Raw genomic sequence first — 25,701 nt, 5'->3', positions numbered from 1 at the left:
GTAGTCTACTTGTGAGAAAGGTGTGAGCTTACAGGTCTAGGAGCCCTTGGGGTATGTGGAGCTGGATGGTTTTGCTCTCAGGATCTATCGTCTCAACGAGTTCCTCGTGGATGGGAATCAAGCGCTGGGTGCCGTCGGCGCTTTCGATGGTGAGGAGGATGTTTTCCGTTTGATCATTGATCTCTAGGATCGTTCCAACAGGTTCTCCCTCGGGGGTGACCACTCGGAAGCCGATGAAGTGATCCCAGCTATAAGCGACCTCGCTCTCTGCCAGGAGCTCTGTGGAAACGAAGAGTCGCCATCCAGTCATCTTCTCAGCGATGGAGCGATCAGCGACATGCGCCAGGGTGAGCAGGTAGCTGTCTCCCTTGCTGCGATAGCTCAGGAGCTGGTACGGGACGGGCAAAGCGTCAATCTCAGCAAAGAGGTAAAAGGCTTCGCTGCTAGGGTCGCTGCAGAGTGTCTCTAGCTCGATGGTCAGGTAAGCGGTCAGCTCACCACGCACGCCGTGTGGCTTGCCTAAGTGGCCAATGGGCGTGAGCTCTGGTACGGTAAAGGTGATAGCGCTACTCATCGCGTCTCTCGATGTGAGCGCCTAGAGCGTTGAGCCGCTCGTGTAGATGCTGGTAGCCACGATCGATCTGCTCGGCATTGTTGACCACGCTGGTGCCATCGGCGCTCATGGCCGCTATCAAGAGAGCGATACCAGCGCGTATATCTGGCGAAGCCATCACGGCAGGACGCAGACGGGTCTGGTGGTCTTTGCCGACGACCACTGCGCGGTGTGGGTCGCAAAGGATGATCTGTGCGCCCATATCGATGAGCTTGTCCACAAAGAAGAGACGGCTCTCAAACATCTTCTGATGAATGAGGACTGTGCCCTTGGCCTGTGTCGCTACAACGAGGAAGACGCTCAGCAAGTCTGGTGTCAGTCCTGGCCACGGAGCATCGGCGATAGTGAGGATAGAGCCATCCATAAAGGTCTCTATCTCGTAGCTCTCTCTGGCGGGTATAATGAGGTCATCGCCTCGCTCTATGATCTCAATGCCGAGTTTGCGAAACATCTGCGGGATGAGTCCTAGGTCGGGGAGACCGACGTTCTTGAGCGTTAGCTCGCTCTGCGTCATGGCTGCGATACCGATGAAGCTGCCCACCTCGATCATATCGGGCAGGATACGATGCGTCGTGCCGTGTAGTCGCTCGACACCCTCGATGGTGAGCAGGTTAGAGCCGATGCCAGAGATGTGGGCTCCCATAGAGACGAGCATACGACAGAGCTGCTGTATGTACGGTTCGCAGGCAGCGTTATATATAGTCGTCTTGCCCTCTGCTAGGACTGCCGACATGATCACATTGGCGGTACCTGTCACGGATGCCTCCTCGAGGTGCATATAAGCTCCCCGCAGGTGTGGTACCTCTATGCGAAAGGCTCTACGCTCCTGATCATACTCGCACTCCGCCCCCAGGGTGGCAATGCCGATCAGGTGGGTGTCTAGTCGACGACGTCCTATCTGATCACCGCCGGGCTTGGGAAAGACGGCGTGTCTACAACGACCGACGAGAGGACCGACGAGAAGCACGGAGCCTCGCAATATCTTGCTCTCATGGAGGAACTGCGGAGAGTCGACGAAGTCTAGATCTATCTCCTGAGCTCTGAAGCGATAGCTGTCGTGGCTGAGTCGTGTCACCTCGACACCGAGGAGCTCTACGAGTTTGATGAGGTTGTTGACATCGAGGATGTCTGGTACATTCTCTAGGATGACCTCTTCGCTGGTTAGTAAGGTGGCGGCGATAACTTGGAGCGCTTCGTTTTTAGCTCCTTGTATGGTTACTTCGCCTTGGAGTCTGTGACCTCCCTCGATGATGTAAGATGCCATAAGCTAGTGTCGTAAGAGTAAGAAGTGAGATGTTTATCTGTATCTGCTAACGTCTAGAACGGTTGGGACGACCGCCACGGCGACTTCCTCCTCTGGAGTTGTTGCCTCCTCGTGCTGGACGCCTGTACTGTCGTCTAGAACGGTTGCCTCCCCGTCCCTGAGGTGTGTGCCGTGTGGTAGCGTCTAGCTGGTGCTCCTCTTCGGTCAGCACGAGCTTACCGCCAGAGAGTTCGTAAAGGTCCTTAAAGATGGTGTAGTCATCGACGGCACGCTTATTCCACAAGATATAAGCTTGCTTCATACGGTTGGCAATGGAGAGTGCCAAAGCCTCGCGCTCGTCGCCTTCGGGCATCTCGCACGCTTTCTTGATCAGCTCCTGAATGAGGTGCCCATAGTGGCGATAGATGATGTCGTCCTCAGGATAGGACAAAGGCTCGGGCGCACCACGGAGCGCTTCCTCGTGAATGGGCTCTACGGGGTAGTCAATGTCTAGCGCGAAGTGCGCCATGACGGCCAGGTGATCCCAGAGGACTTTGTGATCCTCCGACTTCTTAGCCTGCTCGGGCTGGATGATCGCCATCGCCTTGACAATAGCGTGTGCGCACCTAGTCCGCTCGTCGCGGTCCTCAATGGTCAAGCAGTGGTCTACCATGTGCTGGATATGATGTCCATACTCAGGGAGAGGGATGGCCTCGTGGTAGCTCTTCTTGTGGGTTGTTTGTATCGTATCTGTCATTGTTGTAATCTGTCGTAAGTTCATTTGTTGAGTCGCTGGCGCATCGCTTTCGTCTCGCTCTCGAAGCCTGGCTTAGCGAGGAGGGCAAACATATTGCGCTTGTAGTCCTCCACGCCTGGCTGGTCAAAGGGGTTGATCCCCATCATATAGCCACTGATGGCGACCGCATACTCCATCGTATAGATGAAGGCGCCAATCGTCCTAGCGTCAATCTGAGGTAACTGCAACTGCAAAACTGGCACACCGCCATCTTCGTGCGCTAAGAGCGTGCCTAGATGCGCCTGCTCATTGACATGGTGCATCGTCTCGCCCGCTAGGTAGTTGAGACCGTCTAGGTTTTGCTCATCTGTTGGGATGGTGATCGTGTCTCTCGGCGTGTCGACGACGATCATCGTCTCGAGGATGTTGTGGGGACCTTGTTGTATCCACTGCCCCATCGAGTGCAGATCGGTCGTGTAGGTCAGAGAGAGCGGGAGTAGTCCCTTGCCTTCCTTGCCTTCGCTCTCGCCAAAGAGCTGCATCCACCACTGCCCCATGGCACTCAGCCGTGGCTCGAAGGCGACTAGCACTTCGCTCACAGCTCGCTCCCGATAGGCGGCTTGTCTTGTCACGGCATACTGCACGGCTGGGGTCTCTAACGGATGCTCCGTACTACTATACATGAGCGCCGTGTCGCTGGCACCCTGGAGCAAAGCCTCAATGTCAAAGCCTGCCAAAGCAATCGGCAACAGCCCCACAGGAGTCAGCACGGAGAAGCGACCGCCTACGTTATCTGGTATGACGAAGGTGTCGTATCCCTGCTCGTCTGCTAGGCGACGCAGAGCGCCTCGCTTCTTGTCGGTAATGGCAACGATACGTCGCTTAGCCACCTCCTGACCATCACGAGCCACTAAGTACTGACTCAGCATGCGGAAGGCGATAGCTGGCTCGGTTGTCGTACCACTCTTAGAGATATTGACAATACCAAAAGGCTTGTCCACGACCAGATCCATCAGATCGTGCAGATAGTCACTGCTGATATTGTTTCCTGCAAAGAGTACTTGCGGATGCCCTAGCTCTGGCTGACGATGCGTGGAGAAGTGGTCTCCGAGTGCCTCCATGACAGCCTTGCCACCTAGGTAACTGCCCCCGATGCCTATACATATTATATATAGGCACTCCTGGCGAAGCCTATCGGCTACCATCTGTATCTGCTTGCAGAGGTCACGCTCGAGCGTCTCCTCGGGGAGTGTGAGCCAGCCTAGGAAGTCGTTACCAGCTCCCGAGCCTGTGTGTAACGTCTGAATCGCTGCGAGCGCATCTTGCTCCGCCTGGCGGATGGTCTCTGCCGATAGATGAGCCTGCGCATGTGTTGTATCGATCTGAATGAGCGATGCGGCTGTCTTCATGGTTGTATCGTGTGTTAGGTTAAAAGGTTTCGTCCGTTAGCGGAACTTGAGCGAAAGTCGCTCGATGGTTTCCTTGGCCGACTGCTTATTATAGAGTATCTCGTAGACAGCATCCATGATCGGCATATTGACTCGGTAGCGTGTCGTGTTAAGTTCGCGCACGCACTTAGCACCGTAGTAGCCCTCCGCCACCATCTCCATCTCTACCTGCGCTGCCTTGACACTGTATCCCTTGCCGATCATCGTACCGAAGGTTCGGTTGCGACTATAGTTGGAGTAAGCAGTCACGAGCAGATCGCCTAGATAGACCGAGTTGGTGATGACACGATGGTTGAGCAGGTGTACCGTATTGACAAAGCTATTCATCTCAGCAATCGCATTGCTGATGAGGACGCTCTGGAAGTTGTCTCCGTAGTTGAGTCCGTTGCAGATACCCGCAGCGATGGCGTAGATGTTCTTTAGTACCGAGGCAAACTCGATGCCGACCACATCGTCCGACGTGGTGCAGGTAATGTAGTCACACGAGAGCGTATCAGCCATCAGATGCGCCAGCTCATCGCTGTAAGACCCTGTGGTCAAGTAACTACGACGCTCCTGCGCCACCTCCTCAGCGTGACAGGGGCCACTCACCACGCCGATCTGCTCTTTCGGCAAGGAGAACTCCTGGATGAGGAACTCTGAGACCAAAAGGTTTTCGTCAGGCACGATTCCCTTGACCGCATTGATGACCAGCTTGCCACGCATGCTACTACGCTTCACCTTCTTGAGGTAGTGCTTGATGTAGGGCGAAGGGGTCACCAAGATGATGGTGTCACTATTGCGAAAGAAAGGGTTGATCGAGCCCTCTGTGTAGAAGGTTATCCGATCCGTATCAAAGGCAGCACTAGAGAGGTAGTCGGGGTTATGCCCCGTAGCCTTAAAGCGCTGCACCTGATCATCTCGACGCACATACCAATTTATCTCAGGCGTAGACTCTAGAGAGATCTTAGCCAGTGCAGTAGCCCAGCTACCACTACCTAGTATGCCTATGCGACCAATATCCATATTGACTGTACCGTATACACGCCATGCCCTCTAGCAAGAGAGAGCTATGCGTGAACTATGATTATTTCGTAGACTCCTCGCCCACCCACTGGGATATTTCTTCCAGTGCGGGGATCTGCAAGCCTAGCTTATACTTCTTATTGATATCCATCATCTGCTGCATCACCTTGCCGGGAGCTTTGCCCGCGAGGTCTGCGACAGTGAGGTACCCAGCCTTCTGCAAGAGTGGCACCCAAGTTTTGTCTATGCCAACGGCTTCATAAGCCTCCTCTTTGTCACGCTTAGGCTGTATCTCTGGACGCATCTGTGGAAAGAGCAATACCTCCTGGATACTCTCCTGACCAGTCAGAAGCATCACCAGACGATCCATACCGATACCCATACCAGACGTGGGGGGCATGCCAAACTCTAGCGCACGTAGGAAGTCGTGATCGATATACATAGCCTCATCGTCTCCACGCTCGCTCAGACGTAGCTGATCCTCAAAGCGGTGACGCTGATCTATCGGATCATTAAGCTCTGAGTAAGCATTGGCCAGTTCCTTACCATTGACAAATAGCTCGAAGCGCTCCGTCAGATCGCTTCTATCGCGGTGCTCCTTAGTAAGCGGAGACATCGCCTTCGGATAGTCTATGATGAAGGTCGGCTGTATCAAGTGTGGCTCAGCAACGGCGCCAAAGAGTTCGTCGATCAGCTTGCCGACACCCATCGTTTCGTCGATCTCCACACCCTTAGCTTGGCACACCTTGCGAAGCTCAGCCTCGTCCATGCCATCGATATTGACCCCGCCATACTCTTGGATAGCGTCGATCATCGTGAGGCGACGATAGGGAGGCTTAAACTCGATCGTGTGCTCCCCTACCTGAATGGTCGTAGAGCCTAGCACCTCCTGACAGATATGCTCGATCATCTGCTCCGTCATCTGCATCATCCAGCGGTAGTCCTTGTAGGCGACATAGATCTCCATGCAGGTAAACTCAGGATTGTGCGTTCGGTCCATACCCTCATTGCGGAAGTTACGACTAAACTCGTAAACCCCCTCGAAGCCACCCACGATCAGCCTCTTTAGGTAAAGCTCATTGGCGATGCGCAGGTAGAGTGGTATGTCAAGCGCATTGTGATGTGTCACGAAAGGACGAGCCGCTGCGCCACCCGGGATAGACTGCAGCACAGGCGTATCTACCTCTAGGTAGCCTCGTGAATTGAAGAAGTTGCGCATCGACTGGAAGATCTTCGTACGCTTGATGAAGATGCCCTTCACCTCCTCATTGACTATCAGATCCACATAGCGACGGCGGTAGCGTAGCTCAGGATCGGTAAAGCCGTCGAAGACCTGATCGTCCTTAGCCTTGACGATGGGGAGCGGACGTAGCGCCTTGCTCAGCAAGGTTAGCTCCTCGGCATGCACCGAGATCTCACCCGTTTGGGTGCGGAAGACAAAGCCCTTGACACCAACAATGTCGCCAATGTCGAGGAGCTTCTTAAAGAGCTTGTTGTATAGATCCTTATCCTCTCCAGGGCAGAGGTCATCACGAGTCACATAAACCTGTATACGCCCCGAGGCGTCTTGAAGTTCCATGAAGGAAGCCTTGCCCATGATGCGTCGACTCATGACACGACCAGCGATGCTTACCTCCATGCGAGGCGCCTCATCTTGATATTGGTCCTGTATCTCCTGAGCATGTGCCGTCACGACATACTCGGCTGCTGGATAAGGGTTGATGCCCATCTGACGGATCTCGTCTAGGCTGTTGCGACGTGCTATCTCCTGATCACTAAGTTCTAGTAAGTGTAAGTCCATAACTATAGTTAAGTATAAAAACGCTTCCACCCGCTGAGCATACAGTCTAGGTGGTAAAAGCCTACCTCCTCCCATCGAATCAGCTAGGGAGACAAGATCGGCTCAAGCCAGCTTACGGGGTATCTATGATACACCCTCTGCAAAAGTACTCATTTTAAGCCTCACTACCAAAAGCCGATCTGACGCATGGTAACCACGCCAGTCTGCTAGGAGCTGCACATGACGATAACTAGGAAATGCGCTTTTCGATTATCTCTACACAGTGGCTACAGAGCCCCTCTGATTACACCTTCCTCCTGAAGAATGGAATTCCTACCTAGGAATTTGCCAAATAGCTACCTAGGAATTGGTCAAATTTCTAGGTAGGAAATGAAACGACCACATTTTTTATCATGCGTAGCCCTAGCGAAAGAGCCGAAGCATTTGGTTTGTTCAAAAATTGTTGTACCTTTGTAGCCGTAATCACGAAGGTAATGGTTCGTTGGCCGAGTGGTTAGGCAACGGTCTGCAAAACCGTGTACGGCGGTTCAAATCCGCCACGAACCTCCATGATGAAAAGTTTTCCGTTTCATAGCTCCTCCATGAGTATGCTTCATACTTGTGGAGGAACTTTTTTTATCCTCATCCACGCTCGCTAGCAAGAGCTGAGGATCAGTAGCTTACGGGCTTGCTCTCCTAAGGTCGTGGCGAGTAGGTAGTAGGTATCGCTCTCGTCAGTCCGGAGTGTCTTCTTGAGCTCCTGAGCGGTCAGCGGGAAGTGTCTGGACATAATGGTAAGCGCTGGGTAGCGCTGGCGCAGGGAGTGTAGGCTCTTGCCCCTGAGGGTTGACTTGCTATAGTCTATCTCCTCGATCAGCCGATAGCTCTTGTACAGAGGGCTCGTGGATGCCTGTGAAGAGGTGTATATGTGGCTGTTAGGCCCGAGCAAGGAGAGCGACTGCTCCTGAGCAATCAGGTGGTAGGCTCCGCTTTTCATCAGGAGCGGCTGAGGAATATGGATATACTCCTCTACGCTAGTCGCATAGGGCGTGCGGACCGAGGACAAAGCTTCGTAGGGAAAGCTCCACCGACTGACTTCTCCCAAGCGATCTACGAGAGCCAGATGAAGCGCTACATCGGTCTCTCGTGAAGCCATTGAGATGGAGACCAGTAGCTCCTTGACCTCATCTTGCACTTGTACGATATGAAGCGCAGAAATCTGTGGCAGCTGCTCCAATATCCAGCGAATGTCTAGCATGGGAGAGAGCTTGAGTAGCAGACGCCCCGCATAGCCCAACTCTTGTAGCCGAGCTATGATCTGAAGAGGTGCTGGACTATACTCGTCCATGCTAATGAGTCGCTTGTTTCGATCATCCATATCGCGTCGTGCTGGATCAGCATAGACGAGCGTTACACCCTCTAGTGTAGAGGCATCCATCTCCGCCAGGGCATCGCCGCAGCGCACCGTCGCATTGTCTTGCTGCAGGAGCTTATGCACATTGTAAGTCAAGGCTTGCGCCATGACAGGATCTATCTCATAAATCAAGCTACGCTCTGCGACTGTAGCCATAGCAAGCGCATCAATCCCCATCCCACCAGTCATATCTAGGACACGATCATGCTCCGTGACAAACTGCTGCTTGTATCGTGCCGTAAGCTCACTGCTAGACTGCTCGAAGTTGACCCTGTGCGGGACATACCCCCCACCCTGGAGGAAGTATGGCACCTTGCGTTGCATCTTCGGCAGGAGAGAGACCTGTAGAGCGATCTGGCGCTTTAGCTCAGGCTCCAACTCACTCCGCTCGAAGAGAATCCTATCGGGCGATCTGTCTGCCCAAAGCCTACTCAGCGCCACTACTTGCTCTATATCTTGCTGTGATAACATACTGACCTCGTTGTCTACAGCGCAAAGATAGTAGATAAGTAGATATCTGCAAAGCTCCCCCACCCCGCCTCTCTGCGCTGAGTCCCATGCTAGAAGCGGGACGGTCAGGACGCACCTCTAGGGTGCTCAACAGTTTCCTCCCTATGAAAATGGACTATCATCAATATGGAACTAAAAAAGGAGACCCACCAGCTGGTGGATCTCCCTCTTGTCGTACTATGGAGCGATGGACTAGACGAAGCAGGAGCTGGAGTCTAGTGATGCCATCGCTGTGATATTGACGATGTCCTTGACGTCTGCATCGTGGTCGGCGAAGTAGATCGGCTTAGCTAGTCCGATCTGGATAGGACCGATCACGTCCTCTGCTATGTCTAGGTGCTTGAGGAGCTGGTAGCATGCATTCGCAGCCGAGAGACGGGGGAAGATGAGTACATTGGCAGGCTCTCCCTTGATGCGATTGTTGGGGAACTCCTCGTCGCGTCGCTGATAGTTGAGCGCGGTCTGTAGTTGCATCTCACCGTCCACCACGATGTGTGGGTAGTCTCTGTGCAGTATCTCGACCGCCTTGCGTGCCTCCACAGAGGACTCGGCATCGGTACTTCCAAAGTCTGAGAAGCTAACCATAGCAATGACAGGCTTGATACCAAAGCAACGCACCTTTTCGGCAGCCAGTAGCGCAATGTCTACCAGCGTCTCAGCCTTGAGGTTCTGATTGATCAGCGTATCAGCGAGGAAGAGGGGTCCACTCTTCATCATCACGAGGTGCATTGTGGCAAAGTGCTGGTGCCCTGGCGCTATACCGACCGTATCGCGAGCCACATTGGAGAGATATCCATAGTTGGAGTAAATGCCTGTGATCAAGCTGTCGGCATCGCCACACTGTACCATCATCATGCCGAAGTAGTTCGGACCAAACATCTTGTCCTTAGCCTCGCTCAGGAGACCACCCTTGCGCCAGTTTTGCTCCGTATAGTGCTTGGCATACTCCTCACGCTTAGCCTTCCACCGCTCGTCATGCTGATTAATAATCTGGATGGTGGAGAGGTCGAGGTCATGCTCTTTGGCAATCTGCTCGATCACCTCGGGGTCACCCAGCACGATCGGGTGTGCGATACCGAGCTGAGCCACTTCGGCAGCAGCGCGCAGTACGAGTGGATTCTCGCCTGCAGCGTAGACCATACGCTTCGGAGACTTCTGCGCAGCCTCGTGGATACGGCGTAGCAGGTGACTCATACCTCCCGTACGCATGATGAGCGACTGCTCGTAAGCATCCCAGTCGGTGATCTCACGGCGCGCTACACCTGTGCGGATTGCAGCTTGAGCCACGGCCATCGAGACCCTTGTGATGAGGCGTGGATCTACAGGCTTAGGGATAAAGTAGTCAGGACCGAAGTGGAGCGGCATATGCCCGTAAGCACTTGATACCTCATCGGGGACCGGCTCCTGCGCTAGATCTGCGATAGCCATCGTGGCAGCCATCTTCATCTCCTCGTTGATTGCCGTGGCGCGCACATCGAGCGCCCCACGGAAGATGTAGGGGAAGCCGATCACATTATTGATCTGGTTGGGATAATCTGACCGCCCCGTAGCGATAAGCACATCAGGACGTGCAGCCTTTGCATCCTCATATCTAATTTCGGGCTCTGGGTTGGCCAGGGCGAAGACAATTGGATTGGGAGCCATCTTTTGCACCATCTCAGGGGTCAGCACGCCAGGCTGCGAAAGCCCAAGGAAAAGGTCAGCCCCCTGGATCGCATCGGCTAGCGTATAGATGCCCTCACGACTGGTCGCGAAGAACGCTTTGCGCTCATCTAGATTGGGGCGGTCGGTGCGGATGACCCCTTTGGAGTCAACCATCACAATGTTCTCCCGCTTAGCTCCCAGAGCGATGTAGAGCTTGGTACAGGACTGCGCTGAAGCTCCTGCGCCACTGACTACGATCTGCGCCTCCTCGATCTTTTTGCCCGCTATCTTGAGGGCATTGAGCATGCCCGCTGCGGAGATGATGGCGGTGCCGTGCTGGTCGTCGTGCATGACGGGTATGTCAAGCGTAGCCTTCAGCTCCTCCTCGATCTCAAAGCACTCGGGCGCCTTGATGTCCTCGAGATTGATACCGCCGAAGGTAGGCGCTAGCGAGCGTACGATCTCGACAAACTTCTTGGGGTCCTTCTCGTCGACCTCTAGGTCAAAGACGTCGATGCCTGCATAGATCTTGAAGAGGAGCCCCTTGCCCTCCATGACGGGTTTGCCCGCCATAGCACCGATATTGCCCAGTCCTAGGACAGCGGTACCGTTAGAGATGACGGCGACGAGATTACCCTTGGCCGTGTAGTCGTAAGCAAGCTCAGGATTGGCCTCTATATCCTTGCAGGGTACCGCCACGCCAGGGCTGTAGGCGAGCGTCAGATCCTGCTGTGTATTGTGCGACTTAGTGGGTCGCACCTCTATCTTACCAGGCTGAGGGAGCGCATGATAGGCTCTCGCAGCCGCTTCTAGTTTTTTGTCCATTATGCTATCTTATAGTATGATACATAGTTCCTCGCGGCAAGGATCTCCCTCACCTAGCGAAGTGCATGTGCAAAGCTACGACTTTTGCACCACTTCGTGACGCATCAAGCTCTGCGGGAAAAAGAAATTCAGCGTTTTGACATACACATACAACCAAAAAAGTGTCGCAACCCGTATGGGTCACGACACTTACTTGATTCTGCTCCGTTGCTCTAGTCTTATGCCCAGAATAATCTGTAGCTCCTCTATGCAACAGCTAAGAGCGGAAGCGGGGAAAATGAACTTACGCCCACAACTTCCTATGTCTCACTCTCTTTATATACTCTCTAAAACCCCTGTAGCCAAGACGGATATTTTTGAGAGTCCGTACAGAGTACACTTACTTTGTGTTATCCGAGTTCAAAAGTACCATTTCTCTGAACAATCACCAAATTCTTGGTTTCATCACCCTTCGGAGAGTAGTATGGCTACACTGCAAGTGCACGGTGCAAGTCCCCTATATATAGAGGGATCTTGCACCGTGCACTTGCAGTACCTTACCTCCTCTCACGAACAGATGCCTATAATGGTAATACTTTACCCAACAATAGTAATATGATATTCGTCTAAACGTCTAAACATTGGGAACTTTGCAGCGCAGCAAGTTGCTGTGGTAAACCATAAAAAGTAGCCTAATGAAAGAAACAGCTAAGCTGTACATAGTCAATCCGTCTCTTGAGGATATCATTCGCAGTTCGAATAACCTCAAGTCTCAAGCTTTCATAGCTGAGATGGATGTCTCCAACTTTAGAAAATCAATGACTCTTAGTGGCGGTCAGCAATTAAGGACCTTCCTCAAAAATCGCTCAAGCAGCTAAGAAAGATGTCATTTTTCTGATGATTGATGCAGATGTTGTAGAGGACATAACGGAACCTTTGAGCCTGCAAAACGATGTACACTATACACTGACTCAAGAACAGTTCTTCAAAGTGTTGGACAGCATCTATGGAAGCGAAAGACAATCCATTCTTAATGCTCTAGTGAGAGAAGTCGTGAACTACATGATGGGACCCAACCTTGATCTCTCCAAGTTTATCTCTCAAGTTGAAGACTACCTTAAGTGTCTTAAAGCAGGATTACAAGACGAATCATATGGATTACAATCAGACACAATTGGAAATACTTCAAGAGATTCAGTCTCTTAGATCTGCAATAGATAAGGTATCGGGCTTTATTGCGGAACTCAAAAGTGACTATGAAGTCCTTGAAGAGAAAATAGAGCTTAACTCTTCTGATGTAATGAGAATCCTTGGTGTTTCAAGAGCTTCATTAGCTCGCTGGCGAGAGGCGAATGCAGTTCCTTTTCGTTACGTATCAGCTAATCATGTTGTCATAGTCTTTGAAAGGATTATGGGTTACATCTTACGTCCTCGAGACTTCTTCTGCTTGTTCTCGTCCTGCTTCTGCTTTTGTTCAGCAGTGGGTGCTGTTTGCCCCTTTTTCAGTGGCTCTTTCACCTGCTTGGTAGCTTCGTTGGTCTTGCCGTGTTTATTCACAGCTACCTGCGTCTTGTGTTCTTCCGCCACGGCTTCGACCTTTCCCGCCCCTTGCTTCTTGTCAGGGTTCCATTTGTAGAAGCGTGGGCGGTTTTGCTCTTTGTCCATACGGACATAGGCATTGAAGGGTTGCCCCTCTTTATCGATCATGTTTTTGAGGTAAAGTGTGCGACCGTTGTCTAAGGCTTCTCGTTGCTTCTCTGACAGCTCTAGACCACAAAGCTTGCGAGGTGCCTTGCCTTGTTGACGATCTTGTTGCTGTTCCTGACGCTCTTTGAGACTCTTGTTGTCTCCAAAGATGAACTCAATGCCTTTCTTCTCTGCATTGACCTGAAGCGTAGCATCAAAGGATTTGCCACTCTTAGCGGTCATTCCTTCTACTTTCACCGCTTTGCCCTCCACTAGATCTTTGTATTGCTGATCAGAGAGCGTGACGCCTTTGATTTCTTGAGGAATGCTTACACGGTCGGCACGCAAGGCGATGATCTCGTTGGTCTGTGGGTCGATGGAGACGTAGGCTGCAAAAGGCTCTCCGCTCTTGGGTGTTACTTCGATGGTCTTGCCAAGGTTGCCTGTCGTGAGCAGTTGCTCTTTTTCCTCGGGCGAGAACTTGTAGCCCATATAGGGATAGTCGAGCTGTGGCTCTTTACGCATAGCGTGTATGGCTAACCCGATATTGCCCTCATTATCTGTGCGGAAGGCAAGGCGAGCCTCTGTGTAGATAGTTGTGTCTCCAATAGGGATGGCTATGGTTACGAGGCTGCTCTTTTGCCAATTGAGCATCTTCTCTAGCTCCCCACTCTGCTCTAACCGCTCTCGGGAGAGTCCGAGACTGTCAAGCATCTTCCAGTCTACCTTGTCTGCATCAATGGCTGTACTCTTTTTCTGCTGTGGCAGATAGTCTTCAAAGGGTACACCGACCTCTGCCAACTGCTGTCTGCTTTCAGGAGTATCTCGGCTTTGAAGCAGAGTACGCAGGTTATCCACACCTTGCTCCACATTGCTCGCCAACACCTTGTATAGCCCGAAATGGGAGGGGTTGTTGAACTGCTTGAGAAAGTTGGTCATGAAGTTCTTCAGCAGTCCATCCTTGCTGTTGAACTTCAAAAAGGCAGCCTGATTAGCTTCAAGAGGCTCAGTTGTTTTGAGCTTGCCCTTATCATCAATACCCGAAACCACGGAGAGTTTCCCCGCTTCTTGCTCGTTCTTTACCTCGGTGCGATCCTCTAAGACCAACACGTAGTTGTCATTGCTATTTGCTTCCATAATTCACTCTGTTTGATTTGAATAATACCTTTCAGACAGCAAATATATAAGCTAAAATGACCTCTTCTAAGTCTCAGGGAATTATAAGGAAAGGAAGTGTTGAAAAAGAAAATTCGTCCAAGATTTGGTAGTTTGATTTTTTATGTCTACCTTAGCACTCAGAAGGAACATTATTACAGTAGTACTAAGCGATGATAAGGGCAAGCTCGAAAAGACAAAGAGTCAAAGGAGCTAGTAACCAGCTAAATAGAACTTATTTCAGCAAAGAGAGAAGAGACTGGATTTTTCATTTTCAATCGGAACACAAAGAGCGGCAATACCCCTGACACACCAAACGCCCTCCGCTCCGCTACAGGCGTTTGGCTTAGTCTGTTGCATTGCCGACGGGGAGTTTATCCGATTTGAAAAAGAAAAAACAAGCCCGGGGTATACCACGACAAACTACCCCAAACTACCAGAGTCAACTAAAATCAGTATCTTTGAAAAGTCAAGACAACTCATTCTAGTATGACGACGAAAACGATGTCAACCGAAATCAGTTTCAGCAAAAAATAAGTCAACCATTTTCAGGGAACGACATGTGCATAAAAAGAATTACTACGCAAAAAATATAATACTCCCCAAAAACTAGACAGCTCAAAAAGTGCTACATTTGAGAGTTGAGATGGAACTAATTGTCATTTTCTAACGAAAAAAGAAAAAGAAGTTTATGGGACGCAGAAGTAAATACAGTTCAAGCTTTAAGGCACAAGTGGCATTGGCTGGTTTGAGGGGCGAGGAGACGATACAGAGCTTAGCGAAGCGATACGAAGTCAGCCCAAGTAAGATTACAGAGTGGATGCGAGAGCTAGAGGAAAAAGCTGCGCAAGCCTTTGAAAAGCCCTCTGACAATGCTAGAGACCTTAAGCAGATAGAGCGTGAGAATAAGCGACTATTACAGAAGGTAGGACAGCTAACGATTGACTGCGATTTTTTTGCGACTGCCTGCGAGGATGCCGGACTCAAAGTGAGATAATAGAGATGGAGCGTCAGCGCCCCGCAGGCTTAAGCCGAAATCGTTTCTGTAAGTATATGAAACTTAACCGTTCCAGCTTGTACTATCAACCAAAGGGAGAAAGTGAGGAGAACCTAGAGATGATGCGTATTATTGATAAGTACCATACTGAGCATCCGACCTCTGGAGTTGTGCATATGTGTGATATGCTAAGACTGAGAGGTTACTCCGTTAATGAGAAGCGTGTAAGGAGACTTATGCGTAAGATGGACATACTAGTGATCTACCCACAGAGGAGCCTTAGTAAGGGCACTATGCCGAGCTATGTACATCCGTACTTGCTTAGAGGGCTTAAGGTAGAGCGCCCCAACCAGGTATGGTCGACAGATATTTCCTATATCCCTATGGAGAAGGGGTTTATGTACCTCTATGCAGTTATAGATGTTTATAGTCGTTTTGTGGTGGGGTGGAAGCTCTCCAATACGCTTTCAGCTAATAACTGCATTGACCTTATGAAGGAGAGTATAGAGCAATATGGATGCCCCGAGATTATCAACTCGGACCAAGGCGTACAGTATACGAGCAAGAAGTGGGTAGAGCTATTAGAGGAAAAGGGAATAAGGATAAGTATGGATGGGAAAGGTCGTTGCAAAGACAATATTTGGATAGAGCGCTTTTGGAGAAGTATCAAGCAAGAGTATATCTATCTTAATCCAGCCGATACAGTTTTAGAACTACGGCAAGGAATAGGGAAGTGGATAAAGTTCTATAACTATGAGCGCCCCCACCAGAGTATCACCAAGCTACTCCCTGCCATGGAATATGGAATAGTAGTAGCTGCATAACAATAACCATTAACTATGTAAAGAGAAAGAAAATGAGTACGTTTGTAACAGTGAAAGAAAAAAACACTAGCCCGTTGTCGAAAAATGGGGAGTACTATATTTCCGTAAAGTTATGTACCTTTGTCGGCAAATAAAGATATTCTCGTCAAACAAATATAAATAATATAAACATGGAAAAAAACAGAAAAAAACAAATCGTAGTTTTGAGTATAGCTTTAGTTTGCATTTTCATCTTGGTATTTTCATTGTTCCATAAATCAGCGACAAAAGATAGCGCAAATCCTCCTTTAACAAATGTTTTGACTGATAGCATTTCTCAAATTGTCTCAGCTTGTCCTGGCGAAATTGGTGTGGCGGTTATTGTTAATAACAGAGATACGGTTAAGGTCAATAATAAGAGTGTTTATCCTATGATGAGTGTGTTTAAGGTTCATCAGGCATTAGCTCTTTGTAATGACTTTGACAATAAAGGAATTTCACTTGATACCTTAGTAAATATAAATAGGGATAAACTTGACCCAAAGACTTGGAGTCCTATGCTGAAAGATTATTCAGGGCCAGTCATATCATTGACAGTGAGAGATTTGCTGCGTTATACTCTTACTCAGAGTGACAACAATGCAAGCAACCTTATGTTTAAGGATATGGTTAATGTCGCTCAAACAGATAGTTTTATAGCCACACTCATTCCTCGTTCAAGTTTTCAGATAGCTTATACGGAAGAGGAAATGTCGGCTGACCATAACAAGGCTTACTCTAACTATACATCTCCTCTTGGTGCTGCAATGTTGATGAATCGTTTGTTTACTGAAGGTCTTATCGATGATGAGAAACAAAGTTTCATTAAGAATACGTTAAAAGAATGCAAAACAGGTGTAGATAGGATAGCAGCTCCACTTCTTGATAAAGAAGGGGTTGTTATAGCGCATAAGACAGGTTCAGGTTATGTTAATGAAAATGGTGTTCTTGCAGCTCACAATGATGTTGCCTATATATGTCTGCCTAATAATATCAGTTATACCTTAGCGGTATTTGTTAAGGATTTCAAGGGAAATGAATCACAAGCGTCACAATATGTTGCGCATATATCAGCTGTAGTATATTCTTTATTAATGCAAACTTCAGTAAAATCTTAAACTGCACTTGCTTTGATAATTAATGATAAACAATCTAAAAGCACTCTAATCGTTATCGGAGTGCTTTTAGATTACTAATCAAATTGCTTCTATTATAATTTGAATCCTCTACTTTTTCTTTCTTCCTGTTGCGGCACTCTTGCTCCATATCTAAGCCTGTGCCATTGCTCCCTGAACCAGTCGGCAATCGGCTTCCTGTTTATTGTCAGGTTCAGCCTGCTTTCATCGTCAGGGTCATTTTCCACCCTTAAAATATCATCCTTTATATCAAAGTTCCGCCTGTGTTGCTCGGAATAGATTTTACCGCTACATTTCAGGGCTTCTTTTTTGACTATAAGACTTTCAGTCATTTCTTTAGAGAATCCCAGCATGGCACAAAACTTTTCCATGCGCAGCATTTCCCTGAACATCGGAAACCACCTGAAAGCCTTGTCTATGATTCTGGCGAGCCGTGACAGTTCTTTTTCTTTCATGTCAAGTTCCTGCCTGTGCATTTCTCTGAGATTGTGGATTTGCGTATCATGCTGTTTCTGCATCTGCTGTACTTGGCTCTGCAATTTTTCAATATTGGTGTTCCGTTTTGAAACCTCGTCTTGCAGTTTTTCGTTGGCACGTTCCAGTTCTTTCAGTTTTCCACTCCCGAAAAGAGAAGCAACTCCACTAGTTATGGCTGTCGCTGCCGTGGTGGCTGTCTTCTTTAACTTGTCAGTGCGTATTTCTGATTTCACCTGTTTCAGTTCCTGCTCGGCAAGATTTATCTGTTCTTCTTTGTGCCGTTTGGCTGCATCCATGCGTTGCAGTTCAGCTTTCTGCTTCTCAATGATAAAGTCGTTCCGTTCCAGATGCTCCTTACCAGTGACAGCCTTTGACTGCCCGCGTTCCATCAGCAGGATGTCGGATGCAAGGGTCTGCATCTGCATCATGTCATCGTCATTGAGCTTTCGGCTCTTTCCTGTTTCGTGGTTCATCCAGTCGAAAACGATATGGGCATGATAGTTCGGCTTGAACCATCTGTCCCCGACTTTGAAGCTTTCCCTGTCTTCCGCTTCCGGCTGACCGTTCAGCCAATGCCCTTCATCCTTGTGCAGGAAGATTTGCAGCGGTGTGATTCCCCAGCGTCTTTGACACTCCTCACCGAATTTACGCACGTCTGCCAGTGTGGTGTCCGACCTGACAAGCAGCACTCCTTCACGTATGGGGGAGCATCCCGCAATCTTGACTATTTTACCGTTCTTGCCTTTGCGTTCACGCTCCTTTTCCTGCATGGCACGTCCGGTCTTTTCCTTTACCATCTGTCTGATATTGTCATAATGCATCCGCAAATCCGGACTGCCGAAGTCGGGATTTATCCACTGCTCATTATCGGTGGAGAGTTCTGGAACCACATAGGTTCTGGACTCTCCGATGTGGCGCATGTATTCGGCAGTCCTCCTGTTGTGAGCCTCACTCGATGCGATATTGCAGGGCTTGATATGTATGCTTGATTTTGTTGCCATAGATACTTGTTTTTTGGGTTTGTACTTTATTGTTTGCTTTTCCGCTGTCCGTAAACGCATGGGGTTCTTAGGGGTGCAACCCATAAGCGGAGATTGCAAAGAGAGGGTCACTCTTTGCTCTGGGTTCTCAGGGGAGAAACGCCCTGAGTGGGTCATTAGGGTAAAACCCTAATCCCCTCGGGAGAGCCCACAACTACGTAAGCGGAGCGTGTAGTTATAGTGGGCTATATCAATGGCAAGCCATTGTCTGCAAACTCCAGCCTACGGCTTCCGCTCTCCTCCGTCAGGGAGGTTTTTCATCATCGTTGCCGATTGGAGATGCACCGACCAGCACAAGGTCTAAATCGTCTATCAGTTTTTGCAGGACGGGATTCTTCTCTATCATCCGCTGGAGGATTCTCTCAGCCTCGACCAAGTGGTTGGCTGTACTCATCACCTTGCCCTCCCGTATCTGAAAGATAATCCAATCGGCTATGTCGATATGGGCTTCTTTTTGTTTCGGGGTGGCATTCCTTTCGATGATGTCCGAAACCACCACCTTACAAAAGTACATGCTCTCGGCTCGCTGTTTCCACTCGGCATAAGCATCGGCATCGGGAAAGAGAAGCACGGTTCGCCCTGACAGTACACGGAGTTTCTCTTCTCTCATCTGACTCTTACCACCCGTAGCCAGCCATACATAATCGGGGAAGATAGCAGAACCGATAACGGCACTCTTCTCGGATTCCACCAAGACCACCACCTTGTCGGGATGCGTTTTCAACAAGTGTTCCCCGAAAAGGCATTGGGATAGTTGCCAATCCTCTGCCAACACACGCTGCTTTTTCAATATGCTGTGTATCCAGTTCACTGCCGATGTCTGTCCTCCCTTGATACGGTGTCCGTCTTCGGGATTGTACTGCATCACCTTTCCCGTGCGTACCTTGCCCGTCCTGTCTATCTGCCAAAAGATAACAGAGCCGTCACGGGTAGCCCCCAAACGGTATTCCTCCAACAACCGCTTCAACACCTCTTTCGCCTTGTCGCCATAGTAGGAAGTAAGGAGTGTGAAGAGGAAACGGAAGAAATTGCTACGCTCGCTTTGCGACTTCTCCACATAGTGAGGGGGAATATAGCCGATGGCTGTCGGCTTACTTTGCTGCTTCACTTTCTTCTGCTCTGCTCTTTGCCTGTCAAAAGAGAAATCATTGGTAGTTCTGTGTTCAGGATGCTCTTGAAAATACTCTTTCGGAGTGTAGTGATACCCACAACCGCTTTCGTGGTTACATCTGCCGACCGATGGATGCAACGGCACATTATTTTCGTCCACGTAATAGACGAAAGAATGCCTGTCTCCGCATTTGGGGCAGGTATGCCGTGTTGCCGTTCCTTTATACTTCTGTAATGAATAATTGCCCATAGCTTAGTCCGTTTTTGATGGTTGATTGTCGGCTGTCCCATCCTGTCCCATTGTCCCACACTCTAAGGGTTGGGACAGTGGGACACTTGGGACACCTGCGTTTTTACTCTCTTTGCTGCGCTGGATGATACGGTTTACGGTGGACTTGCCACAATTCACCTGTGAGGCTATCTCCCTGACGGACTTGCCCGATTGGGAGAGTTGCAGAATTTGGCAATCCCTTTGGCTTGATTCATTGTCGCCCAATTTTTTCAAGTGTTCCTTTTCCGTGGAATAGCCCCTGAACACGAACTGCAAGAAAGCATCCACCTTGTCAATCTCGTAAACGATTACATTATCCGCATCATGAGAGAACGTGCCATAGCGCACTTTAAGCTGCTTCACATAGCGAAGCCCTCCGTCTTGGGCACTTTTTCCAATGGTGAACACGCTGTCAAAGAAATTGTAGAGCCGTTTGCTTCCGGCAAGGTCGTTGGATGTGATGGGACAATCCAAAGAGCGTTTGGGCGTATGTGCCAGGACAAGGATAGAGAGCGCATATCTCTTTTTGAGATTGTTCAGCTGAATCATCAGCCGTCCTGCGGCATCGCCTTTCTCCATGGCGCAACACAGGTAGGTAAGATTGTCAATGATGAAAATCTTGCAGTCGGTCTGCACAGCCATCTGTTCAATGCCGCCTATGATAGCTTCCTCAAAGTTGGCATCCAAAAGCTGGTTGCAGTCAATAGACACCCGATAGATTTTGTCGGGAAAGGTGTAGAGCTCTCCATGCTCGTTGGTATAGCGGAGCTGGAACTGCTTTTCGGACAGTTCAAAGTCCAGATACAGCACATTGTCGGTTCGGGCGATGCGGTCGGCTATCTGCACGGCAAGGATGGACTTGCCCACGTTGGAATCGGCAAACAAGCAGGAGAGTTCCCCCTCGTACCAAAAGCTGTCCCACAGCGCACGGGGCGTAGGCAATAACGATGCTTCAAGAATGGTTTGGTTTGCCGTCTTGATATTCATCATGCCTACACTGTCGGGCATACCGTTATGCGCTTGGGATGCTTTTGTGAGGTCGCCACGTATCAGGTTGATATAGTTCTTATCCTCTTCCATATCATTCACCAGTTACGTGGGTTGGGCTTGCGACGGTGGGAAGAGGATAAGGACTTGTTCAGTTCCTCGTCTGACAACGGTATGGGATTCTTTCGGGCGGTTTCCAGCCACTTGTCCAGTTCGTCACGGTAAAGGCAATAGCGTTTGCCGGGCTTGGTGGCAGGGATTGTCCCTTCTGACAGTTTCATGTAGAGCGTACCCTTAGGGATACCTAAATACTCTGCTGCCTCGTCCACAGACATGGGCACGTGGGTGTCCACCGTTTTGGCATTGTTCACGCTGCGCTGCTCGGCGAGCAGGCTTTTCAGGCTCATCACTTCGTCTCGAAGCTGAGCGACAACCTCGGGGAGGTCGTTGAAGGTAAGAATTGATTTTTCCATTCGCGTACTCGTCTCTTTTGTAAGACTTGGCGCAAAGGACTGAAATGATATATCCGTGAATATCTCCACGACACGTCATTGCAAAATAATTCCCGAATAATTAAGCCCAGCCATAAATGACGGGTAAAATTACTCGGGAAACGATGTAAAACAGGCGGTTATGAGTTACCGGATGGTTGTCGTTGGTGTCGTGATTATCCTAATTCCGCACATAATCCTCGGGATAGTGGAAATCAAGTTTGCCGTTTTCGGGTTCATCAATGGGAATTTCCGTCTTTAACGGCTCTACCTTGAAATTCTTGATGGTTGATAAGTCTGTATCAGCAAACGATTTCGGGAAAAGGGCTTTGATGAACTTGGCACGGTTATCCCCATTGTAGTATCTCTTGTACAGGAAACGCTCAGAGATATTCCATACGAAGTGACGGAGTGGAATGTTGTTGATGTCTTTGGTAAACGGTCTTTGTATGGGCTTCGGGGTATAAGTGTTAAGATTCATCCATTTGTCCACCTCAGTACAGATGTGGTTCACGGTTTCTTGGTCGGCAATGCGAGGCAGGTAATAATGGCAATACTCCATGACCATGCGGATGCGCTCTTCCTTTTCCCGTTGCTCTCTGCTTGCGTAATTGGCACGGTTCTTTTCGTGAAGATCCGGGGCGATAGTAAGCTCTATCGGTTGTGTTTGGATAAGTGTCTCTTCTTTTGTCGGGGATGATTCGGGTACAGGCTCAGGGACTGATGTAGGTCCAGGCACAGATGTGGCTTCTTCAAGTGTATTTTGTGACAGTTCTTCCTGCACCTCTATGGCTTCGGCAATCGTTTCTTTCTTGCCGAACTTGATTTTGTAGATTTCGTATGTATCAAAGATAAGTGTCTGAAAGGAGAGATAGAGCAACCATCCCAACAGGTTACAGCATACGAATACTATCCACCTGACAAAGTTGTCTTGGTTGAAGCTGTCCGCTATTACCAGCGTGGCAATGGAAGATATTAGGACGATGGCGAAGCCGACAAAGCCCAAGATGATGTATTTGTCCTTGATTGATGATTCCATATTTCGTTGAGAGATTGAATGTTCCTGTATTATTTTGTGCAAAGTTAATGCTATTTTTCCCAATTACTGCCCGTTATTTGCGGTTAGAACGGTCTTTTTCAATGTATTTCACGAAATGTCATCATATCATACTCTGTTTCATACTCTGAGGGGCTTATAAATGGTGGCATCAAGCCAAAAACATAGAGGGGCGATTATAGCCTTGTAGCCATAACCGCCCCTCTGAATACCTGTCAATGTGAGACATTTATGCCTCCTTGCGCTTCAAGGTTATCTTGTCCACCACCTGACACATCTGCTGCGCTGCTATCTTGGAATAGATTTGTGTGGTGGTAATGTTCTTATGTCCGAGATAGGCTTGGATGACAGCCATGTCCGTTCCCATTTCCACGTGCAGGCTTCCGAAGCTGTGGCGGGTACAGTGAAAGGTGATTTTCTTGGTTATCCCTGCTGCCGTGAGCCACCGTTGGAGTGGTCCTTGCAGCATCTTGTCCTTGAAATCCTCAAAGATAAGTCCCTCGCCCCGTTCTCCCAGCAGTCCATAGGCTTCATCACTGATGGGGTTATGCACTATTTCTTTGGTTTTCTGCATACGGGTGGTAACGAACATCCTGCCGTTGGTGTATGGTTGTATCTGCTGCCACGTGAGCTGTCTGATGTCGCTCTTTCTCAGTCCCGTAAGACAGGCGAAAAGAAAAGCTTTTTTCAAGACCTCCTCCTCACAGGGTGTTTCGGCAAGCCGTATCAGTTCCTCTTGGCTCAAATGCTCCCTGATGGTGGGAATGCACTCGATGCGGTCTAAGAAGCCGTTTGGGTTCTCCTTTATCTTCCTGTCACGGTAGGCGGTGTGCAGCACGGCACGGAAAGTTGACCAATAGCCTGCTGCGGAGTTGATGTGCAGCTTTTGGTTGGTGTGGATGGATTGGGGTGCATCAAGCAGGTATTCCATGAACTTGCGGCACAAATCCACATCCACCTCCTCAAAGGTGCATTTGCCGTTCACGAACCGCTGGAAATGCTTGTATACGTGCTGCCACTTGATATTCTTGCGGTCAGCCAGTCCTTTGAAATAGGCAAGGAAATCGCCCTTCATCTTGGTCTTGTCAAAAAAGCCGTTGTTTTCATTGAAAATGGCTTCGTAGCGCTGGTTGCGCAGGATGACCGCTTTCTTCATCATGCGTGCGTTGAAGTCCCGTTCCTGCTGGTTTGCAGGTTTGGCGAAGATGTAAATTCCTAAGGCTTCACGTGTAATCACTCTCATGGTGACATTGTCACGGTAGCCGGGATAGTAGTCAAGGCATAGTGAATACTGTGTCCCGTTCTTAATCTTGCGCTTACGCAAGGTAACTGTTTTGCATTTACTCATAATAATTATGTTTTAATTGGTTGTATACATTTTGGAGTTGTATCCATGTTTCCGATGGCAAAGGAACAACGTGAAATATCCGTGAATACCTCCACGATACATCATTTTGAAATAATTTTCGATAATCCCGATTTTTCACGGTTATTTGTTCCTTTCAGCCATGACACGCTCCACATCTGAGCGCAAAAGCAGGTTTTTCACACCCACCTTTATCTTTTCGATGTGCTTCACCTTGACGATATGGCAGATGTTGGCTGACGAAAGACCATAGATTTGCTGCACCTGCTCAACGGTATAGTAGCGTTCATCGTTCACAAGGTCAGTTCTGCGGAGTTCGTTCAAATGTGATTTGGAGTAATAGGTACGCCCGTACTCTCTTTTAGTGGGTATCTTATGGCGATAGGTGTAGGCACGGAGTGCGGTCGGCTTCATGCCGAACAGTTCCTCCACCTCCTCGGTCAGTAGCCAGTCGGTAATTTCGCTAATATCAACTGCCACACCGAAAAACTCGTCAATATGCTTCTTGCTGTAATAGTTCTTTCCTGCGATACGGCAGATGGGGATATGGTTACGCTTGGCGGAAGTGTAAAGCCATGACTGCTTTACCTTAAAAAGGGACATCACCTCCTCGCCCGAATAGAAGTCCAACACTTCTTCGCTTTCCTTTTCCCTTTTTTCTCTTTTGGCAGGTAAGGAAGATGAAGATGATTTCCTTGGTGTGGAGGTGTTGCCGGGCAGGATGCGGTGATAGGGATTGCCCTCCAACATCTGCTCGATGTCGGCTCTGCGGATGAATGCCATGCGGTTGCTGATGCGTGAGGCTTTCAGCTTGCCGATGGCTACAAGTTTGTAAATGTACTGTCGGGAACAGCCCATGAGGATGGCTGCTTTGGAAAAGGTGAGATACTCCTGATGCTGTATCTCCATCAAGGGTTGGGCGACTTTGAAGAGGTTGTTCTTCTGCATCACTCTGGCTCGTTTGGCTTCTGCCTGACAAGCCTCACTGCAATATCTTTGCATACCGCTTCGGGTTACAAAGGACTTGCCGCAAAAACTGCATTTTCTGGTTGCTTTCATACCGTTTTATCGTTTAATGGTTCATTTCTTCAATCCTATATCTCTGAAATGGTAAACGGATGTGAACGGAAGTCAACCATTGTCGCTTTTCTACACAGTGTGACTGTTTCCGCATATCGGGGCGGTTATTGTCGCTTGTCGTAAACGGTTGTAAACCCTTGTCAACTGTCTGCACGGTGTGACAAAAAACAAGCCCCGCAAATTCTCCACGTCAGAAATACGTCTCAAAAATATGTGGAAATTTGGGAAGCGACAAATGGCAACCGAAAAGTGTTAAATTTTAGAATATGCTGGTAATTAAAGATTTACACTCGGATATTTCTGATTAGTTTTGGTTGTTCTATGGTTATAAATACAGTGTTGAGAATTTATTACTCTTTAATCAACTTAGATAATTCTGGATCATTCTTAATTCGATCAATTTCAACATTTACAAGGGAAAAGATTTCTTGCTTTACCTTTCGATAATTGGCTTCAATGGTCTCTTTAAGATTATCGGAGCCATCTTCATTTTTGAATTCCACTATCACTGGGATGGGCTGGTAAGCTTTCGTTTCAGCTGAGACCTTGGCAACATCCACAACGATTTCTGCGTGGAATATTTTCTGATCGATGCGTTCATCGAAATTGTCAGAGACAGCCCCAACGAACATACCTTGTGTAAGGTTACTAATCTTACTTGCAGGAATCAGGCTATCCATCTGCGTAGATATAGATGTGGACTTGTCGTTTCGATTGATGGTCATGGACTGCCGTTGCTGAAGCACTTTGCCAAAACGCTCGGAAAGCGTCTTAGCCGTTTCTCCCACGACCTGTCCGCTAAAGACATT

20 protein-coding genes, 1 tRNA gene and 1 pseudogene are annotated in these 25,701 nt (G+C 49.0%); 5 read left to right on the top strand and 17 right to left on the bottom strand.

Translation table 11 applies throughout. The annotated features are described in order from the left end of the window. Positions 1-28: 28 nt before the first annotated feature. The 6 genes from rimM to lysS all read right to left on the bottom strand — a co-directional run bounded on the left by rimM (position 29) and on the right by lysS (position 6,846). A complete protein-coding gene (gene rimM, locus L215_RS0103840) occupies positions 29-574 on the bottom strand; it encodes a ribosome maturation factor RimM (RefSeq protein WP_025883610.1) in 546 nt (181 codons plus the stop codon). Continuing rightward, positions 567-1,877 carry a UDP-N-acetylglucosamine 1-carboxyvinyltransferase gene (murA, locus tag L215_RS0103835; RefSeq protein ID WP_027451368.1) on the bottom strand — a complete coding sequence of 437 codons (1,311 nt, stop codon included), beginning with the start codon at positions 1,875-1,877 and terminating at the stop codon, positions 567-569. The genes rimM and murA overlap by 8 nt, the downstream gene beginning before the upstream one ends. A 46-nt stretch (positions 1,878-1,923) precedes the next feature. After that, positions 1,924-2,613, bottom strand: coding sequence for a DUF4290 domain-containing protein (locus L215_RS0103830; RefSeq protein ID WP_238296474.1), 690 nt, complete (start codon positions 2,611-2,613; stop codon positions 1,924-1,926). Between the two features lie 20 nt (positions 2,614-2,633). Continuing rightward, a complete protein-coding gene (locus tag L215_RS0103825) occupies positions 2,634-4,001 on the bottom strand; it encodes a glucose-6-phosphate isomerase (RefSeq protein ID WP_025883608.1) in 1,368 nt (455 codons plus the stop codon). 36 nt (positions 4,002-4,037) lie between these two features. After that, positions 4,038-5,045: an NAD(P)H-dependent glycerol-3-phosphate dehydrogenase gene (locus L215_RS0103820; RefSeq protein ID WP_007366179.1), complete on the bottom strand. Its 1,008-nt coding sequence runs from the start codon at positions 5,043-5,045 to the stop codon at positions 4,038-4,040. Between the two features lie 61 nt (positions 5,046-5,106). After that, complete coding sequence (gene lysS / locus L215_RS0103815; RefSeq protein WP_025883605.1) at positions 5,107-6,846, bottom strand: lysine--tRNA ligase; 1,740 nt, start codon at positions 6,844-6,846, stop codon at positions 5,107-5,109. A gap of 475 nt (positions 6,847-7,321) precedes the next feature. On the opposite strand from lysS, the gene L215_RS0103810 reads away from it, so the two are divergent. After that, a tRNA-Cys gene (locus L215_RS0103810) sits at positions 7,322-7,395 on the top strand. 85 nt (positions 7,396-7,480) lie between these two features. On the opposite strand, the gene L215_RS0103805 is transcribed toward L215_RS0103810, so the two are convergent. Together L215_RS0103805 and L215_RS0103800 are read right to left on the bottom strand one after the other, a co-directional pair. Beyond that, a complete protein-coding gene (locus L215_RS0103805) occupies positions 7,481-8,710 on the bottom strand; it encodes a class I SAM-dependent methyltransferase (protein WP_025883604.1) in 1,230 nt (409 codons plus the stop codon). A gap of 231 nt (positions 8,711-8,941) precedes the next feature. Beyond that, the gene (locus tag L215_RS0103800; protein ID WP_025883602.1) at positions 8,942-11,218 is read right to left on the bottom strand and encodes an NADP-dependent malic enzyme; all 2,277 of its coding nucleotides are present in this window, start codon (positions 11,216-11,218) and stop codon (positions 8,942-8,944) included. 876 nt (positions 11,219-12,094) lie between these two features. Between L215_RS0103800 and L215_RS0103790 the strand changes: the two genes are divergently transcribed. Continuing rightward, entirely contained in the window at positions 12,095-12,403 is a 309-nt protein-coding gene (locus L215_RS0103790; RefSeq protein ID WP_025883601.1) for a hypothetical protein, read from the top strand. A 210-nt stretch (positions 12,404-12,613) separates the two neighbouring features. Here the strand turns inward: L215_RS0103790 and L215_RS0103785 are convergent, their stop codons facing one another. Then, positions 12,614-14,020, bottom strand: a complete 1,407-nt coding sequence (locus L215_RS0103785; protein WP_027451366.1) for a DUF3945 domain-containing protein — start codon at positions 14,018-14,020, stop codon at positions 12,614-12,616. 709 nt (positions 14,021-14,729) lie between these two features. Between L215_RS0103785 and L215_RS0103780 the strand changes: the two genes are divergently transcribed. The 3 genes from L215_RS0103780 (at position 14,730) to L215_RS0103770 (ending at position 16,995) form a co-directional block, all read left to right on the top strand. Continuing rightward, positions 14,730-15,035, top strand: a complete 306-nt coding sequence (locus tag L215_RS0103780; RefSeq protein WP_025883498.1) for a transposase — start codon at positions 14,730-14,732, stop codon at positions 15,033-15,035. Positions 15,036-15,040: 5 nt separating this feature from the next. Next, positions 15,041-15,859, top strand: coding sequence for an IS3 family transposase (locus L215_RS0103775; protein WP_025883500.1), 819 nt, complete (start codon positions 15,041-15,043; stop codon positions 15,857-15,859). A 170-nt stretch (positions 15,860-16,029) separates the two neighbouring features. Then, a complete protein-coding gene (locus L215_RS0103770) occupies positions 16,030-16,995 on the top strand; it encodes a CfxA family broad-spectrum class A beta-lactamase (protein WP_004339683.1) in 966 nt (321 codons plus the stop codon). 92 nt (positions 16,996-17,087) lie between these two features. Here the strand turns inward: L215_RS0103770 and L215_RS0103765 are convergent, their stop codons facing one another. From L215_RS0103765 to L215_RS09260, 8 genes and pseudogenes are all read right to left on the bottom strand, one after another. Next, entirely contained in the window at positions 17,088-18,491 is a 1,404-nt protein-coding gene (locus L215_RS0103765; protein ID WP_004339684.1) for a hypothetical protein, read from the bottom strand. 283 nt (positions 18,492-18,774) lie between these two features. Beyond that, a complete protein-coding gene (locus L215_RS0103760) occupies positions 18,775-19,890 on the bottom strand; it encodes a DUF6371 domain-containing protein (protein WP_004292742.1) in 1,116 nt (371 codons plus the stop codon). Positions 19,891-19,893: 3 nt separating this feature from the next. Further along, on the bottom strand, positions 19,894-20,991 hold the full coding sequence (locus L215_RS0103755) for an AAA family ATPase (RefSeq protein ID WP_004338330.1): 1,098 nt from the start codon (positions 20,989-20,991) through the stop codon (positions 19,894-19,896). Between the two features lie 5 nt (positions 20,992-20,996). Continuing rightward, positions 20,997-21,371, bottom strand: a complete 375-nt coding sequence (locus L215_RS0103750; protein ID WP_004338328.1) for an excisionase family DNA-binding protein — start codon at positions 21,369-21,371, stop codon at positions 20,997-20,999. A gap of 199 nt (positions 21,372-21,570) precedes the next feature. Continuing rightward, complete coding sequence (tnpC, locus tag L215_RS0103745) at positions 21,571-22,428, bottom strand: transposon Tn4555 protein TnpC (RefSeq protein WP_004339687.1); 858 nt, start codon at positions 22,426-22,428, stop codon at positions 21,571-21,573. A 247-nt stretch (positions 22,429-22,675) separates the two neighbouring features. After that, the gene (locus L215_RS0103740; protein ID WP_004338318.1) at positions 22,676-23,794 is read right to left on the bottom strand and encodes a tyrosine-type recombinase/integrase; all 1,119 of its coding nucleotides are present in this window, start codon (positions 23,792-23,794) and stop codon (positions 22,676-22,678) included. Between the two features lie 141 nt (positions 23,795-23,935). After that, complete coding sequence (gene tnpA / locus L215_RS0103735; protein WP_004292844.1) at positions 23,936-24,871, bottom strand: transposon Tn4555 protein TnpA; 936 nt, start codon at positions 24,869-24,871, stop codon at positions 23,936-23,938. A gap of 371 nt (positions 24,872-25,242) precedes the next feature. After that, positions 25,243-25,701 (bottom strand): annotated as a pseudogene (locus tag L215_RS09260) (conjugal transfer protein TraG); the annotation flags it as partial.

This window comes from Porphyromonas uenonis DSM 23387 = JCM 13868 (genome assembly GCF_000482365.1).
Classification (GTDB): Bacteria; Bacteroidota; Bacteroidia; order Bacteroidales; family Porphyromonadaceae; genus Porphyromonas; species Porphyromonas uenonis.
The sequence above is the reverse complement of the archived record's forward strand: the minus strand, read 5'-3'. Positions and strand labels throughout refer to the sequence as shown.

Coding starts and splice junctions, on each gene's coding strand:
- rimM (WP_025883610.1), bottom strand. CDS start 574: ATGAGTAGCGCTATCACCTTTACCGTACCAGAGCTCACGCCCATTGGC.
- murA (WP_027451368.1), bottom strand. CDS start 1,877: ATGGCATCTTACATCATCGAGGGAGGTCACAGACTCCAAGGCGAAGTA.
- L215_RS0103830 (WP_238296474.1), bottom strand. CDS start 2,613: ATGACAGATACGATACAAACAACCCACAAGAAGAGCTACCACGAGGCC.
- L215_RS0103825 (WP_025883608.1), bottom strand. CDS start 4,001: ATGAAGACAGCCGCATCGCTCATTCAGATCGATACAACACATGCGCAG.
- L215_RS0103820 (WP_007366179.1), bottom strand. CDS start 5,045: ATGGATATTGGTCGCATAGGCATACTAGGTAGTGGTAGCTGGGCTACT.
- lysS (WP_025883605.1), bottom strand. CDS start 6,846: ATGGACTTACACTTACTAGAACTTAGTGATCAGGAGATAGCACGTCGC.
- L215_RS0103805 (WP_025883604.1), bottom strand. CDS start 8,710: ATGTTATCACAGCAAGATATAGAGCAAGTAGTGGCGCTGAGTAGGCTT.
- L215_RS0103800 (WP_025883602.1), bottom strand. CDS start 11,218: ATGGACAAAAAACTAGAAGCGGCTGCGAGAGCCTATCATGCGCTCCCT.
- L215_RS0103790 (WP_025883601.1), top strand. CDS start 12,095: ATGATTGATGCAGATGTTGTAGAGGACATAACGGAACCTTTGAGCCTG.
- L215_RS0103785 (WP_027451366.1), bottom strand. CDS start 14,020: ATGGAAGCAAATAGCAATGACAACTACGTGTTGGTCTTAGAGGATCGC.
- L215_RS0103780 (WP_025883498.1), top strand. CDS start 14,730: ATGGGACGCAGAAGTAAATACAGTTCAAGCTTTAAGGCACAAGTGGCA.
- L215_RS0103775 (WP_025883500.1), top strand. CDS start 15,041: ATGGAGCGTCAGCGCCCCGCAGGCTTAAGCCGAAATCGTTTCTGTAAG.
- L215_RS0103770 (WP_004339683.1), top strand. CDS start 16,030: ATGGAAAAAAACAGAAAAAAACAAATCGTAGTTTTGAGTATAGCTTTA.
- L215_RS0103765 (WP_004339684.1), bottom strand. CDS start 18,491: ATGGCAACAAAATCAAGCATACATATCAAGCCCTGCAATATCGCATCG.
- L215_RS0103760 (WP_004292742.1), bottom strand. CDS start 19,890: ATGGGCAATTATTCATTACAGAAGTATAAAGGAACGGCAACACGGCAT.
- L215_RS0103755 (WP_004338330.1), bottom strand. CDS start 20,991: ATGGAAGAGGATAAGAACTATATCAACCTGATACGTGGCGACCTCACA.
- L215_RS0103750 (WP_004338328.1), bottom strand. CDS start 21,371: ATGGAAAAATCAATTCTTACCTTCAACGACCTCCCCGAGGTTGTCGCT.
- tnpC (WP_004339687.1), bottom strand. CDS start 22,428: ATGGAATCATCAATCAAGGACAAATACATCATCTTGGGCTTTGTCGGC.
- L215_RS0103740 (WP_004338318.1), bottom strand. CDS start 23,794: ATGAGTAAATGCAAAACAGTTACCTTGCGTAAGCGCAAGATTAAGAAC.
- tnpA (WP_004292844.1), bottom strand. CDS start 24,871: ATGAAAGCAACCAGAAAATGCAGTTTTTGCGGCAAGTCCTTTGTAACC.